The sequence below is a fragment of the Virgibacillus ndiopensis genome, from assembly GCF_900187325.1.
GTDB classification, from domain to species: domain Bacteria; phylum Bacillota; class Bacilli; order Bacillales; family Amphibacillaceae; genus Virgibacillus_E; species Virgibacillus_E ndiopensis.
Map to the genome: position 1 here is coordinate 308,362 of NZ_FZMZ01000003.1, position 15,128 is coordinate 323,489.

At 40.9% G+C, this 15,128-nt stretch carries 9 protein-coding genes, 9 tRNA genes and 3 rRNA genes; 4 read left to right on the plus strand and 17 right to left on the minus strand.

What is annotated here, in order from left to right; translation table 11 throughout:
* Window positions 1–13 precede the first annotated feature (13 nt).
* The 7 genes from CS937_RS01710 to nrdD form a co-directional block, all read right to left on the minus strand.
* Window positions 14–85 (minus strand) — tRNA-Gln (locus CS937_RS01710).
* Window positions 86–94: 9 nt separating this feature from the next.
* A tRNA-Tyr gene (locus CS937_RS01715) sits at window positions 95–179 on the minus strand.
* A 44-nt stretch (window positions 180–223) separates the two neighbouring features.
* Window positions 224–299, minus strand: a tRNA-Thr gene (locus CS937_RS01720).
* A gap of 1 nt (window position 300) precedes the next feature.
* Window positions 301–376: transfer RNA gene (locus tag CS937_RS01725), tRNA-Val, on the minus strand.
* Between the two features lie 7 nt (window positions 377–383).
* Window positions 384–458, minus strand: a tRNA-Glu gene (locus CS937_RS01730).
* Between the two features lie 664 nt (window positions 459–1,122).
* A complete protein-coding gene (locus tag CS937_RS01735; RefSeq protein ID WP_099156752.1) occupies window positions 1,123–1,782 on the minus strand; it encodes a 4Fe-4S cluster-binding domain-containing protein in 660 nt (219 codons plus the stop codon).
* Between the two features lie 19 nt (window positions 1,783–1,801).
* Window positions 1,802–3,745 (minus strand): anaerobic ribonucleoside-triphosphate reductase, encoded by a 1,944-nt coding sequence (nrdD, locus tag CS937_RS01740; RefSeq protein ID WP_099156753.1) that lies wholly within the window; start codon window positions 3,743–3,745, stop codon window positions 1,802–1,804.
* Between the two features lie 183 nt (window positions 3,746–3,928).
* Between nrdD and CS937_RS20035 the strand changes: the two genes are divergently transcribed.
* Window positions 3,929–4,162 carry a TMEM164 family acyltransferase gene (locus CS937_RS20035; RefSeq protein ID WP_483887741.1) on the plus strand — a complete coding sequence of 78 codons (234 nt, stop codon included), beginning with the start codon at window positions 3,929–3,931 and terminating at the stop codon, window positions 4,160–4,162.
* Window positions 4,163–4,263: 101 nt separating this feature from the next.
* On the plus strand, window positions 4,264–5,274 hold the full coding sequence (locus CS937_RS01745) for a phosphotransferase family protein (RefSeq protein ID WP_099156754.1): 1,011 nt from the start codon (window positions 4,264–4,266) through the stop codon (window positions 5,272–5,274).
* 426 nt (window positions 5,275–5,700) lie between these two features.
* Here the strand turns inward: CS937_RS01745 and CS937_RS01750 are convergent, their stop codons facing one another.
* From CS937_RS01750 to CS937_RS01790, 9 genes are all read right to left on the minus strand, one after another.
* The gene (locus CS937_RS01750) at window positions 5,701–6,051 is read right to left on the minus strand and encodes a hypothetical protein (RefSeq protein WP_099156755.1); all 351 of its coding nucleotides are present in this window, start codon (window positions 6,049–6,051) and stop codon (window positions 5,701–5,703) included.
* Window positions 6,052–6,312: 261 nt separating this feature from the next.
* Window positions 6,313–6,385, minus strand: a tRNA-Thr gene (locus CS937_RS01755).
* 7 nt (window positions 6,386–6,392) lie between these two features.
* Window positions 6,393–6,467, minus strand: a tRNA-Asn gene (locus CS937_RS01760).
* 127 nt (window positions 6,468–6,594) lie between these two features.
* A 5S ribosomal RNA gene (gene rrf / locus CS937_RS01765) occupies window positions 6,595–6,710 on the minus strand.
* A 73-nt stretch (window positions 6,711–6,783) separates the two neighbouring features.
* Window positions 6,784–9,703: ribosomal RNA gene (locus CS937_RS01770) — 23S ribosomal RNA — on the minus strand.
* Between the two features lie 198 nt (window positions 9,704–9,901).
* Window positions 9,902–9,974 (minus strand) — tRNA-Ala (locus tag CS937_RS01775).
* Window positions 9,975–9,987: 13 nt separating this feature from the next.
* Window positions 9,988–10,064: transfer RNA gene (locus tag CS937_RS01780), tRNA-Ile, on the minus strand.
* A gap of 117 nt (window positions 10,065–10,181) precedes the next feature.
* Window positions 10,182–11,745, minus strand: a 16S ribosomal RNA gene (locus CS937_RS01785).
* Together the 16S, 23S and 5S rRNA genes with 4 tRNA genes alongside form the textbook arrangement of a ribosomal RNA operon.
* Window positions 11,746–12,226: 481 nt before the next feature.
* Window positions 12,227–12,448 (minus strand): hypothetical protein, encoded by a 222-nt coding sequence (locus CS937_RS01790; RefSeq protein WP_099156756.1) that lies wholly within the window; start codon window positions 12,446–12,448, stop codon window positions 12,227–12,229.
* 352 nt (window positions 12,449–12,800) lie between these two features.
* Between CS937_RS01790 and pdaB the strand changes: the two genes are divergently transcribed.
* Window positions 12,801–13,562: a polysaccharide deacetylase family sporulation protein PdaB gene (gene pdaB, locus CS937_RS01795; RefSeq protein WP_099156757.1), complete on the plus strand. Its 762-nt coding sequence runs from the start codon at window positions 12,801–12,803 to the stop codon at window positions 13,560–13,562.
* Between the two features lie 68 nt (window positions 13,563–13,630).
* Here the strand turns inward: pdaB and CS937_RS01800 are convergent, their stop codons facing one another.
* On the minus strand, window positions 13,631–14,281 hold the full coding sequence (locus CS937_RS01800) for a KinB-signaling pathway activation protein (RefSeq protein WP_099156758.1): 651 nt from the start codon (window positions 14,279–14,281) through the stop codon (window positions 13,631–13,633).
* A 167-nt stretch (window positions 14,282–14,448) separates the two neighbouring features.
* Between CS937_RS01800 and gerD the strand changes: the two genes are divergently transcribed.
* Window positions 14,449–15,102, plus strand: a complete 654-nt coding sequence (gene gerD, locus CS937_RS01805) for a spore germination lipoprotein GerD (protein WP_099156759.1) — start codon at window positions 14,449–14,451, stop codon at window positions 15,100–15,102.
* Window positions 15,103–15,128: the final 26 nt, after the last annotated feature.

The window sequence follows — 15,128 nt, forward strand, 5'->3', positions numbered from 1 at the left end:
AAATAAAAAAAGGCTGGGCTACCAGGATTCGAACCTGGGAATGACGGGATCAAAACCCGCTGCCTTACCGCTTGGCTATAGCCCAACAATTATATGGTGGAGGGGGGCAGATTCGAACTGCCGAACCCTGAGGGAGCGGATTTACAGTCCGCCGCGTTTAGCCACTTCGCTACCCCTCCGCATTTATTTTATCTTACTTTTTCTATTTTATACATGGAAAAAATGGTGCCGGCCAGAGGACTTGAACCCCCAACCTACTGATTACAAGTCAGTTGCTCTACCAATTGAGCTAGGCCGGCATGGTGGAGGATGCAGGGCTCGAACCTGCGACCCCCTGCTTGTAAGGCAGGTGCTCTCCCAGCTGAGCTAATCCTCCATTAAGTTGGTGACCCGTACGGGATTCGAACCCGTGTTACCGCCGTGAAAGGGCGGTGTCTTAACCGCTTGACCAACGGGCCATGAAATGGCTAGTTGTCGAATTTAAAACATTTTAAAACATCTTGTCAAAAACCAACGAATTTTATTATATACAGATTTAACACCTTTGTAAAGGGTTATATAAATATTTTTATTTTCAAAACATTACTTCTAGAAAATGTACATTTATCTCTGATCTAAAAGCTTTTGTTTTAGATCATCATACAGTTTTATAGAGGGGCGGAGTAACATGGATAATTGGTTAGGAAAAATTGGTGAGGAATCCTTTCAGGCATTTCAATTAAGTCACATAATCATGTTAGCTAGTTATTTGGGTAATGGGAAAATAGTATGGAAAGAGCGTTAAAAAGAACCCTCCTCCATTGCCTTAGTCAGTGTGGAAAAGTAAGACCATAGATTTGCTTGACCAAATAACGGGAACCTATCAGTCCATACTTGCAACTTTATTTGATTATCGAAATCGTTTAGATCCTTTCGTCTTGTAAGAAGCACAAAACGATCTCTCATCTGTGGCTGGTAGATTGAGCATATTAGTTGTCATTATTTCATTTCCGTTATTGTAATAATTATTTTCAGAAAATGCGAATTTACTACCCTACGATCGTTTTTCTGACGTTACCCATGTTAAAAGTCTCGCAATCATCGTATGTATATGGATGATTCACGAGACTGATGTGTTTACTATCAACTTCTAGGATAAATGAATTCATTCAGGAAATAAGGCACAATGCTCCCATGATAGGCTTTTCTTTCCTCTACAAAATGCCTTATCTCTGTAAAAAACGCCTCATCCAGCAATGGATATCGAACAGTTCTAACTTGATCTAAGATTGAGTTATGTTCAATAACTGCATCAACACTAGTGATTAATTGAACAACAAGTTTTTTACTCGGTGCAATTCCCATAACATCTTTATATATCTGTGCATCTTCTATTACATCCAACACATGGTATGGCAACTTCATGTCGATATGGACTCCATCAACGAGGTCTTCCTCATATAATGTTCGCAATTTTTGGTAATAAACTCCGCTAGTTGTTACAATTATTTTCCCATCAAAAAGTACTCTCACTTGTTGCAATAGGTCACACACTTCATTTAATGGATTAATCAGAAATTCACCACCGCTGAACATTACGGCATCAAATAAAAAGCCACTTTTCTTCAAATAATCATATAAATCATCTGTGGTCTTATATAATTTTGGTGTGTTGGCAATAATCTCATCATAATTGTGACAGCCAAAACAATGGAGGGGACAGCCTGACAATGAATGAATCAATAATGTCGTATGATTAGGCAGATCAGTAAATGTGCGAATAAAGTTATTGTATAATTTCATGTGGTGTATGCACCGCTAATTAGCGGTGAACAACCTCCTCTAACATATCTTCTTTTAATCGTTTTCTAATCGTCCAATCACGTCTTCTCGCCTTCGACCAAAAGTTATATTTCCCTTCATAATATCCTTTATCATCAACATGTATATTATTTCTAGAGATCATTTTTAAATAACCAATAACCCTGCTGAACGTTGCAATGTCTTCTGATTTACAGACAGGGCAATGATGAATATTCTTTGCATCTTCAGCAATAACTTTCTGACCACAACTCATACAAGACGTAATAGTTGGTGTCAATGTAATATAATTAATCGGTTTATCAAATATTTTATCCAAGTATTTTGCTAAGGCTTCTGGCTTTACTTTAGCTTCAAGAAAATGATGTAATACACTGCCTGACGTAGCGTAGCCTTGGAATTCAGCACTGTTTTCCAATTGTTCTAGGAAATCCTCTTCAGAAAATGGTGTCATACAGCCACTGGTCAAGTATGGATTTTCTCCTTCACCTTGTAAAAAAATTTCTCGGTTATTTGTCTTTGCCCATTTAAGGTCATGGCGTGCAAGTTTGATAGCAGCATTTTCAGCTGGGGCATACTCAATTCCACATGCTACTTTATCTCTCACAATAAATTCATTTACAATCTCTGTCATGTATTGCATAATCTCATGAGCAATCATTTTACCATCTATACTCTTAATTCCATCCCTATACCCCAAATTTATGAGGCCTTCATTCATACCAGTAAGGGCAAACACATTAAAATAGTTTTTAAGATCTTTATTAAAGGCGAAGAAAGTCGGATATAATTCCTTGTTTTGTTCAATCCACTTTCTCTTTTCCATGTGAGCTTCCTGCATTATTTCCATATATTCACGTATCTTCACTTTTACAATATCAATGTCATGTCCAAATTCCATAAGCACTCTATTCATGTTTAAATTGAGCACTTGTACAGCACCTGTGGAACCTGTTGATGATCCAAAAACACCACCGCCAGCCTTGGATAGTGTCTCTAAGTTGATTTGTAACCTGCAACAGAGGCTTCTACTTACTTCAGGATCTTTTGCTTGAATTAGCGGATTTAATGTTTTGTAATATGGATTGTCAAATGGCTTTGTTTTAAAGTTCTCAAAATACACGCCACCCCAATGATACATTTTATCCAATAGCTCGATAAATAATGGGTTTTGATAATTAAAATAATCATCAATTTGCACTGTTAATAATGGGAAAGTAAAAGGAATCCCATCACTACCAGTCCCACTTTTCATCACATCAATAATAGCTTGGTTTATACGGTCAAAGTATGTTGCTGGTATATCCTTATACTGTATATTTCGTCCTTCACCGCCAATGATGATATATTGATCTTTTATTTCTTCAGATGGTTTCCCGAACTCTAATGTAATATTAGAAAAGCTACTTTGTGCCCCAGATCTAAGTGGCATATTGAGTTCCCAGATAAGACTTTGAAACAGTTCTACGAGTTCTTCATCAGTGTATGTAATGCCACGACTTTCTTCATCATACAAATATGAAGCTGCAATGGTTGATAGTTGTGCTAGCATGACTGCACCTGAGACCTGTTGTGATACTAATGTAACAACATTACTAAAGTGCCGTAATAAAGTTGAAATCCGCTTAGTTGGTTTGGAAGAAATCATATTTTTTGCCAGTGATGGAATACCTTTAGTAGCAATGTCCATACAGCTAATAGATACACAATATGGCGCAAGCTGCTTATCGTGCACATAGACAATTCCTTCATCATATAACTCTTTTATTTTTGTTGGAAGAATATGATTAAAAAGAAATTCTTCCTCTGCGTGATTCGTTAAATTATGTCTTAAGAGTGGTAAGGAATAAACATAATTACTATTCTCATGCTTGAGATAATCTGTTTGCTTGTTTTCTTGAAGCGAAATGAATTGGTTAATAATATCAATCGTGTTTTGGAACATTTACAAACCTCTCCTTTAGACTTTTTAGTTATGTATCTCATGTCATTCCTTTATCATCATAACACAACATATAGTTATTAGAAGTGATATAGATCACTATATATTGATTTTATCTTAGGAAAAGGTTTGATGCTGTAACCCTAGAGCCAAAATCCGTATTTCTTTTAGAGTCAATTAATTCAAATTACATTTTTTATAGGTATTATTCCTGCATTTATGGCATTAATAACACCAGAGTTACCTTATGATTACCCACACTTTCGTTATTGGAAATTTTTTATTCATCATATTGTAATCTCATGGTCTAGTATTTTTCTGGTTGTAACAGGTATATGGTATTATACTAATCTCTGTATGTTAGCGTTTATCGTATTCATCATTTTGTTAGGTATATATAAAATGTTTAAGCAAAATTAAGGATCGTTTTTCGGACAAAGTATTTTTCCATGTTAAAATATTGGCAAACGTTATTTTTATCAAATATAGAATTCGAATAAAATAGCTTAGGAGGTATTCAGATGAAAGCTGGTTGGGAGCGCACATACAAATTGATAACCCCAGACAAAGATACAGTTAAAAATATGTTAAACCCATTCTTAAAAGCAAAGCAAATCAATCGAATCCAAGCATTAAGTGGAGGGCTAAATAATTCCAACTTAAAAATTACAACAGACACTAATGAAAAATTTGTCTTACGAATATATAATAAGGAAAATAATATTAGCATGAACATTGAAAGAGACATATTAACTATTCTAGAGGATAAAATTCCAGTACCTCAGCCGCTTTATTCTGATTCTTCTTGTACTATAATAGATTACCCATTTATTTTATTAAGCTGGGTTCATGGGAATCAGCTTTCTGAAATACTTAATAAGAGAAATAAAGACGTAATTTCAAATGCAGCAAAAGAAGCAGGAGATTTATTGGCAAAAGTACATAGAATCACATTTCCATCTTCAGGTTTCTTTGATAAGCACTTAAATATACAAGATTTCGTGAAACTAGATGCGAATAAGTTTTTAATGTACATAGAAGAAAGTAGTATAAAAGGACGTGCTAAAACACGACTGGGTTCAAATTTAAGCAATAGGATTTTTCACTTTGCCAAAAAACATGCCTATTTAATTGACAACCTTGGTAAACAAAACTCACTTGTACATGGTGATTTTAACCCATTAAATATTTTAGCTAAAAACAGCCATAATAACATAAATATTACCGGGCTACTGGATTGGGAGTATGCTTTTAGTGGTTCTCCTTTAATGGATATAGGTAATATGTTGAGATACGAAGATGTACACCATACTCACTTTCTATCTTCGTTTATCTCGAGCTATCAAAATAGTGGTGGCACATTACCAGACAAATGGCTTCAAAAAGCTAAATTACTAGACCTTATAGCTTTGTGCAGCTTGATGGATAAAAAAGAATGTGGAGAGGTAAGGATTCGTGATATAAAAGAACTGATTCTGAATATGATGGAAGAGTGGGAGATGTATGATTCTGTACAAAAGAGGTTTTTGTAAACTTAGAAATTGATTTCAATAAGAAACATAATGCCTGTACCGTGATGGCGAGGATACCCTTGATCCATAAGGTTCTGATCCCCAGCTAACTTTTTTTGAATCAGAAACACAAGTTGTTGTCATGCCCTCTAGCGTTAGGATCATTGGCGCATGGACATCCTCTTTTACTTGGTATTCAATTTCCTTTTCTACTAATGTTTATCAGCAGGGTTGGAATTGTTCTAAGCACACACATAGTCATGTAGAGAACTAGTATCTACACTAAACAGCCCCGCATAATCACCGATAGGATCGCTTGCGCCTGTCGGTTGCAAGAACTCGAAGGAATGGTCGAATAAAAGATTATTATTTTCACGCACAATTGACTTTATTCCCGATATCGAATCCTCCAACGTAAAAGCACCGTCTTTAACGTTTACACCTTCGCTATTTATTTATGGTTACAACTCCGTTTGCTATTGTTACTTTGTCAGCATTCAGAGCCCCGGTAAAAATAGCCGAAGCGTTCACGTTCAGACCTTGACCTGTTAAGGTGTTGGTAAACGGTCCATTTATGCCATTTGTTGAGATACCAATACCTTCTAACGTTATCCGCACAACGTAATCACCGTCTACAAAATAGAAATTACCGCTGTTATCTGTATAAATAGTTGAGGTCGCATTCTTTAATAAGTTAGTTGCCAGTTGAATAGCACCTTCCAAAGAAGAAGCTGGAACAATAACTTGCCCATTCTCAATGTTTTCTTTTAAATTTTGCTTTTGTTGGTCTGTGTACAATGTAGAATCCTGATAAACACCTTCACCTTGTGTATCTGCATAGGATTTCGCGTCTGATTCAGCAGTACCTGCAGCATCCTCGGCATGAGTTGCATTAACTAGGAAAGAAATAGATATATTGTGTTCTTTTCTTTATAGAAACGTTTCATTTCATCACATTTGCAGATAAGCCATTTATTTGTCGGCAAAACCTTCAATAAATGATTAAAGGCTTTTACCCAAAATTGAGTAAAAGCCTTTAATATCAACGCTTATAGTATAAGCTTCCAAGCGGACTTGAACCGCTGACCCCTTCCTTACCATGGAAGTGCTCTACCGGCTGAGCTATGGAAGCATTAAAATGGCTCCACAGGTAGGATTCGAACCTACGACCGATCGGTTAACAGCCGATTGCTCTACCACTGAGCTACTGTGGAACAATGTAAAATTATTATATCATTTTCATAAACTGTTTTGAAGAAAAAATGATGACATTGTATAGTTGTGTACTAAATATATTATGTACAAATTAAATCAATATATAACAAAAAAGATATAAAAATTGCCTGGCGGCGTCCTACTCTTGCAAGGGCAAAGCCCCAACTACCATCGGCGCTGGAGAGCTTAACTACTGTGTTCGGCATGGGAACAGGTGTGTCCTCTCCGCTATTGCTACCAGACATATCTTTATAGTAATACATTTTGTACCCTAAAAACTAAATAAGAGTTTCATCATCAACGAATCAAAAATATATAGTTAAGTCCTCGATCTATTAGTATCCGTCAGCTCCACGTGTCACCACGCTTCCACCTCGGACCTATCAACCTCATCGTCTCTGAGGGATCTTACTCACTCGAAGTGATGGGAAGTCTCATCTTGAGGGGGGCTTCATGCTTAGATGCTTTCAGCACTTATCCTTACCACACGTAGCTACCCAGCTATGCTCCTGGCGGAACAACTGGTACACCAGCGGTGTGTCCATCCCGGTCCTCTCGTACTAAGGACAGCTCCTCTCAGACTTCCAGGCGCCCACGACGGATAGGGACCGAACTGTCTCACGACGTTCTGAACCCAGCTCGCGTACCGCTTTAATGGGCGAACAGCCCAACCCTTGGGACCGACTACAGCCCCAGGATGCGATGAGCCGACATCGAGGTGCCAAACCTCCCCGTCGATGTGAACTCTTGGGGGAGATAAGCCTGTTATCCCCGGGGTAGCTTTTATCCGTTGAGCGATGGCCCTTCCATGCGGAACCACCGGATCACTAAGCCCGACTTTCGTCCCTGCTCGACTTGTAGGTCTCGCAGTCAAGCTCCCTTGTGCCTTTACACTCTGCGAATGATTTCCAACCATTCTGAGGGAACCTTTGGGCGCCTCCGTTACCTTTTGGGAGGCGACCGCCCCAGTCAAACTGCCCGCCTGACACTGTCTCCGAACCGGATTACGGTCCTGGGTTAGAAGGTCAATACAGCCAGGGTGGTATCCCACGGATGCCTCCACCGAAGCTAGCGCTCCGGGTTCAATGGCTCCCACCTATCCTGTACAAGCTGTACCAACATTCAATATCAGGCTACAGTAAAGCTCCACGGGGTCTTTCCGTCCTGTCGCGGGTAATGCGCATCTTCACGCATAGTATAATTTCACCGGGTCTCTCGTTGAGACAGTGCCCAAGTCGTTGCACCTTTCGTGCGGGTCGGAACTTACCCGACAAGGAATTTCGCTACCTTAGGACCGTTATAGTTACGGCCGCCGTTTACTGGGGCTTCGGTTCTACGCTTCGCACGAAGTGCTAACGCTTCCCCTTAACCTTCCAGCACCGGGCAGGTGTCAGCCCCTATACTTCGCCTTTCGGCTTCGCAGAGACCTGTGTTTTTGCTAAACAGTCGCTTGGGCCTATTCACTGCGGCTTCTCCATAAAAGAAGCACCCCTTCTCCCGAAGTTACGGGGTCATTTTGCCGAGTTCCTTAACGAGAGTTCTCCCGCTCACCTTAGGATTCTCTCCTCGCCTACCTGTGTCGGTTTGCGGTACGGGCACCTATGAACTCACTAGAGGCTTTTCTTGGCAGTGTGGAATCAGGAACTTCGGTACTCTAGTTCCCTCCCCGTAACAGCTCAGAATTGTTGGACGGATTTGCCAATCCAACTCCCTTACTGCTTGGGCGCACCTATCCATCAGTGCGCTTTCCTTATCCTACTGCGTCCCCCCATCGTTCAAACGCTCATGAGGTGGTACAGGAATATCTACCTGTTGTCCATCGCCTACGCCTTTCGGCCTCGGCTTAGGTCCCGACTAACCCTGAGAGGACGAGCCTTCCTCAGGAAACCTTAGGCATTCGGTGAAAGAGATTCTCACTCTTTTTTCGCTACTCATACCGGCATTCTCACTTCTAAGCGCTCCACCAGTCCTCACGGTCTGACTTCGCTGCACTTAGAACGCTCTCCTACCATTGTTCGTAAGAACAATCCGCAGCTTCGGTGATACGTTTAGCCCCGGTATATTTTCGGCGCAGAGTCACTCGACCAGTGAGCTATTACGCACTCTTTAAATGATGGCTGCTTCTAAGCCAACATCCTGGTTGTCTGGGCAACTCCACATCCTTTTCCACTTAACGTATACTTTGGGACCTTAGCTGGCGGTCTGGGCTGTTTCCCTTTCGACTATGAACCTTATCACCCATAGTCTGACTCCCAAGTCTAAGTAGCTGGCATTCGGAGTTTGACTGAATTCGGTAACCCGGTGAGGGCCCCTAGTCCAATCAGTGCTCTACCTCCAGTACTCTATTCTTGAGGCTAGCCCTAAAGCTATTTCGGAGAGAACCAGCTATCTCCGTGTTCGATTGGCATTTCACCCCTACCCACACCTCATCCCCGCATTTTTCAACATACGTGGGTTCGGGCCTCCAGTCAGTGTTACCTGACCTTCACCCTGGACATGGGTAGATCACACGGTTTCGGGTCTACGACCGCATACTCATTCGCCCTATTCAGACTCGCTTTCGCTGCGGCTCCGTATCTTCTACTTAACCTTGCATACGATCGTAACTCGCCGGTCCATTCTACAAAAGGTACGCCGTCACCCATTAACGGGCTTCGACTACTTGTAAGCGCACGGTTTCAGGTTCTCTTTCACTCCCCTCCCGGGGTGCTTTTCACCTTTCCCTCACGGTACTGGTTCACTATCGGTCACTAGGGAGTATTTAGCCTTGGGAGATGGTCCTCCCAGATTCCGACGGAATTTCTCGTGTTCCGCCGTACTCAGGATACACTCCGGAGAGAACTCCTTTTCGATTACAGGGCTCTTACCCGCTTCGGCTGATCGTTCCAGATCGATTCATCTAAAGAATTCCTTTGTAACTCCAATGGAGTGTCCTACAACCCCAGAAAGCAAGCTTTCTGGTTTGGGCTAATTCCGTTTCGCTCGCCGCTACTTGGGAAATCGCGTTTGCTTTCTCTTCCTCCGGGTACTGAGATGTTTCAGTTCCCCGGGTCTGCCTCCCATATCCTATGTATTCAGATATAGATACTGCTCCATTACGAACAGTGGGTTCCCCCATTCGGAAATCCTCGGATCGAAGTCTACTTACGACTCCCCGAGGCATATCGGTGTTAGTCCCGTCCTTCATCGGCTCCTAGTGCCAAGGCATTCACCGTGCGCCCTTATTCACTTAACTATTGTTTAAGAATTAAGAACTTACATTTAATCTAGCTTCAGCTCCTAGCGGCTCCCGTCATAAGCAATGGACACTCCAAGCACAAAACCAGTGCTTTACGGTCCCTTTCTTATGCGTGTGCCACTAAACAGTCGCTTACGCCTTTTACTTTGATGTCGTTGAATGTCTTACTCTTATTTAGTTTTCAAGGTACAAAAATGGAGCCTAGCGGGATCGAACCGCTGACCTCCTGCGTGCAAGGCAGGCGCTCTCCCAGCTGAGCTAAGGCCCCACGTTATTATAGATGGTGGGCCTGAGTGGACTCGAACCACCGACCTCACGCTTATCAGGCGTGCGCTCTAACCAGCTGAGCTACAGGCCCATCTATGCTAATATGAATGAGAAATCAATCTCTCAAAACTGAACCAAACAACCATGTATGTCCTTACCGAAGCGTTCACGTAAGTGAAACCCTTCAGCGTTCCGTTATATTCCTTAGAAAGGAGGTGATCCAGCCGCACCTTCCGATACGGCTACCTTGTTACGACTTCACCCCAATCATTGGCCCCACCTTCGGCGGCTGGCTCCAAAAGGTTACCTCACCGACTTCGGGTGTTGCCAACTCTCGTGGTGTGACGGGCGGTGTGTACAAGGCCCGGGAACGTATTCACCGCGGCATGCTGATCCGCGATTACTAGCGATTCCGGCTTCATGTAGGCGAGTTGCAGCCTACAATCCGAACTGAGAATGGTTTTATGGGATTTGCTTCACCTCGCGGCTTCGCTGCCCTTTGTTCCATCCATTGTAGCACGTGTGTAGCCCAGGTCATAAGGGGCATGATGATTTGACGTCATCCCCACCTTCCTCCGGTTTGTCACCGGCAGTCACCTTAGAGTGCCCAACTTAATGCTGGCAACTAAGATCAAGGGTTGCGCTCGTTGCGGGACTTAACCCAACATCTCACGACACGAGCTGACGACAACCATGCACCACCTGTCACTCTGTCCCCGAAGGGAAAACGATATCTCTACCATGTTCAGAGGATGTCAAGACCTGGTAAGGTTCTTCGCGTTGCTTCGAATTAAACCACATGCTCCACCGCTTGTGCGGGCCCCCGTCAATTCTTTTGAGTTTCAGCCTTGCGGCCGTACTCCCCAGGCGGAGTGCTTAATGCGTTAACTTCAGCACTAAGGGGCGGAAACCCCCTAACACCTAGCACTCATCGTTTACGGCGTGGACTACCAGGGTATCTAATCCTGTTCGCTCCCCACGCTTTCGCGCCTCAGCGTCAGTTACAGACCAGAGAGTCGCCTTCGCCACTGGTGTTCCTCCACATCTCTACGCATTTCACCGCTACACGTGGAATTCCACTCTCCTCTTCTGTACTCAAGTCCTCCAGTTTCCAATGACCCTCCACGGTTAAGCCGTGGGCTTTCACATCAGACTTAAAAGACCGCCTGCGCGCGCTTTACGCCCAATAATTCCGGACAACGCTTGCCCCCTACGTATTACCGCGGCTGCTGGCACGTAGTTAGCCGGGGCTTTCTGGTTAGGTACCGTCAAGGTACCGCCCTATTTGAACGGTACTTGTTCTTCCCTAACAACAGAGTTTTACGATCCGAAAACCTTCATCACTCACGCGGCGTTGCTCCGTCAGACTTTCGTCCATTGCGGAAGATTCCCTACTGCTGCCTCCCGTAGGAGTCTGGGCCGTGTCTCAGTCCCAGTGTGGCCGATCACCCTCTCAGGTCGGCTACGCATCGTTGCCTTGGTAGGCCATTACCCCACCAACTAGCTAATGCGCCGCGGGCCCATCTGTAAGTGACAGCTAGTGCCGCCTTTCAACTTCTCACCATGTGATGAAAAGTGTTATCCGGTATTAGCCCCGGTTTCCCGGGGTTATCCCAGTCTTACAGGCAGGTTGCCCACGTGTTACTCACCCGTCCGCCGCTCGTTCCACAAACGCACGCCCCGAAGGGCAGAGTTTGCTTCCCGCGCTCGACTTGCATGTATTAGGCACGCCGCCAGCGTTCGTCCTGAGCCAAGATCAAACTCTCCAAAAAAGTTTGAAATAAGATGACTTACGTCAATCTTATTATTAGTCTTAGCTAAAATTGAAATCAGAGTTTAAAAGATACAAACAGATAAAATCTATCGTTATCTTTTAACCTGTTTTATTCGAAAAACAATTCATGTTTTTCTTGACATACTGGTTGTTTTGTTCAGTTTTCAAAGATCAATTTTTTCTTTCGTCGTTTTTAGCGACAAGATATAGTCTATCATGGTCAAAAATAATTGTCAACAGTTTTTTAAAAGAAATAAAATCTTTTTATGTAACCAAAACTTTATTAATGTTTGTGACAACAGAAATTAATATAGCATATAATTTACATGAATTCAACAAAATACAGCAAAAAATATTCTAAGAAATATTTTCTTTAATTTTACGCATTAAAATACCACAGAAATTGCTCGCTGTGGTATTCCATAGAAGTTCAACAACGACTCCTGTATAATAATTACCGAGATTTCCCAAATTCCATATTATTGATTTTTTGTTTGTTTCGGCATGTACTTTAAACATTCTTTTTCATCTGCAACACGACGGAATAATCGAAATAAGATTCGATACCTTTCTCGCATTGCCCGTTTTACCATGTGATCAATTCGGTGATCTTCCAAATCCATTAATAATTCCTCTAATTCGCGTCTCACTAAATATTCCATTTCTTTTTGTTCTATATCATTAATTAATAATCCTAACATTACTTTCACCTCATACCTTCTTCAGCTAATCAGTTAGACTCACATTATTCCCAGATTTTTATCTATTATAGAATTCATTTTATATACGCTTATATCACAGTTGATTCGTAACAACTATCGAATTTTGTCGGTTGCCATCGAATTCGCAACTAAATATATAATACACGAACTTTAAGAAACTTGTAGCTAAGAACACTTTTTCTCTTTTTTCTTCCTTTTTATCCTCTTTTTGATAATTTTTTCAAAGTCTATTTTTATCCTATCCACTTCCATCGTTTTTATCCCAAGCTTGTTCATATTACGTCTATTCATTCATAAACTAAATATATATAGGACAAACAGGAGGTGGACTATGGAACATTTTTATGTATGGCGATTTGATAAGTGGAAGCGATGGTTGGTTATTGTACTAGTCGCTTTATTTACTGCCACATTTTTTTGGTTTGAGCAAGATGGTGCATTTTCCGTCTTTTCATCAGAGGAGGAACCTGTTGCATTATCAAAGGGAAATGCGAATGAGACTAATATAGCTTTAACATTTAATATCAGCTGGGGCGAGGAAAGGGTCTTTGATATTTTAAAACGACTTGAACAAGATCATGTACAAGCTACCTTTTTCGTTAGTGGTGAATGGGCAGAGAGACACCCCGAAATCATAGAAAAAATAACCAAATCGGAACACGAACTTGGTATGCTGGGATATCGATATAAAAGCTATATCGAGCAAGATATCGAACAAGTAAAAAAAGATTTACTAAAAGCAAGAGAGGCATTTGAGAAGCTTGGTCTTAAAGATATCAATCTTTTACGTCCACCAAGCGGACATTTTAACAAAGAAATAATTAAATTAGCTGAAGAAATGGGATTCAAAGTTATTCATTGGAATGTAAACCCGAACGATTGGAAGAACCCGGGAACAAATAAGATTATAGATACCGTAATGAAAAGAGCGTCCAATGGAGACATTATACTTTTACATGCATCTGATTCTGTAAAACAGACAGCAAACGCATTAAAAACCATTTTACCTGGATTAAAAAATAAAGGGTTTCATTTTGTTTCCATGTCTGAATTAATTAATCAGGCACACGCCAACTCAGAATTAATTGAATAATAGGCAGGATTAAAAATACCCCCATGATGGCATTAAAAATTACCTTCATCAGGGTATAAAACAGTATATTATTTACTTTGACCCGCATTTGTAGGGTTTATTTTTTTATTTCCCTTAGGCGCTTTTTCGGTATCTGTCTTTGTAATACGATGTAGAACAAGCAATTGATACGTATTACAAGCCAACAAAGGAACAATCATCAACCATGCATAATCAGTACCACTTGTACGTAGACCAGGAACCCATTCTACTGCCGTCATAACAACCATTAAAAATAATGCTGGTATGAATGCACGTTGGTTCGTTTGATTCGCTTTTATTTTTGCAATGATCCAACCGTAGATTAATATTGCAGCTGCCATGACAATGTACAAAATAAGTGGTCCTTCTCCATCTGCTGCATTATAAGGAAAATATACCAAATCAAACACAACAAAGACGATTAATAATACTTGTACCGTTGGCCAAAATGTACGAAACAATCCTAAACCAAACTGATTAATAAACAAATAAGCAAAAAAGCCTGTTTGACTTACTAAACTAAATACAAAACCTAACCCCATAAAAAATACAAGCAAGCCTAATAATTCCATAAAGTCAAATGGATTTAACCATTTTGTATAGGAAGCAGTTTTTACAAAAAAACTGGTAATAATTCCAGCTACACCTCCAATTGCTAAAGTTGTTAAAAACAACCTTACCCACTTACGACTGTTCAATCTAAATTCCTCCTGCCATTAAAGCTATGTATTCCAATAAAAAGTATCTTCAGCGTAAATTACATTCAATGGTATTCTACCACGAACAAGTCCTTTTTTCCTTAATGAAGTGCATATTTTTGTCTTTTTTCTCTCATATTAAACATGTAAAGGAAGGAGGATTTCAGATGCTTCGTTTAATTTTCATTTCATTGGTTAGTTTATCATTACTGGCACTTAGCGCGTGTAATGGTCAAAGCGCAGCTGGTGAAAAAGCAGATTATGACACAACGAAAAAAATGGTTGTTGATATATTACAAACAGAAGATGGAAAAAAAGCACTTACAGAAATATTGTCTGATGAGAAAATGAAACAACAGCTTGTCATTCAAGCAGATGTTGTTAAGAAGTCCTTAAATGAAGTTCTAGCTTCTGATAAAGGGAAAGAAATGTGGAAAAAGCTATTTAGTGATCCAGAATTTGTTAAGACATTTGCGAAGTCAATGTCAGATGAGCAAAAAAAACTGATGAAGGAATTAATGAATGACTCAGATTTCCAAAAACAAATGCTCGACTTATTGCAAAACCCCGAAATCTCCGACCAAATACTTGAAGTTATAAAAGGCCAAAAGTTCCGCTCCCATTTAGAGGACACAATAAAACAAACATTGGAAACACCATTATTTCAAGCTAAAATCACCGATATATTGTTAAAAGCAGCAGAAGAACAAGGTAAACAAAAAGAAGGAGGAAAATCAGAAGAACAAGGTGGCGGCGAGCAAGGACAAGGTGGACAAGGACAAGGAGGAAGTGGTAGTGCCGGTGGTGCTGGTGGTAGCTAAGCTCTTAAGAAGTAAAAGAGGTGACA

Excerpts from the sequence above, each read along its gene's own strand:
- CS937_RS01735 (WP_099156752.1), bottom strand. The coding sequence starts at position 1,782 with ATGAAATTATACAATAACTTTATTCGCACATTTACTGATCTGCCTAAT.
- nrdD (WP_099156753.1), bottom strand. The coding sequence starts at position 3,745 with ATGTTCCAAAACACGATTGATATTATTAACCAATTCATTTCGCTTCAA.
- CS937_RS01745 (WP_099156754.1), top strand. The coding sequence starts at position 4,264 with ATGAAAGCTGGTTGGGAGCGCACATACAAATTGATAACCCCAGACAAA.
- CS937_RS01790 (WP_099156756.1), bottom strand. The coding sequence starts at position 12,448 with ATGTTAGGATTATTAATTAATGATATAGAACAAAAAGAAATGGAATAT.
- pdaB (WP_099156757.1), top strand. The coding sequence starts at position 12,801 with ATGGAACATTTTTATGTATGGCGATTTGATAAGTGGAAGCGATGGTTG.
- gerD (WP_099156759.1), top strand. The coding sequence starts at position 14,449 with ATGCTTCGTTTAATTTTCATTTCATTGGTTAGTTTATCATTACTGGCA.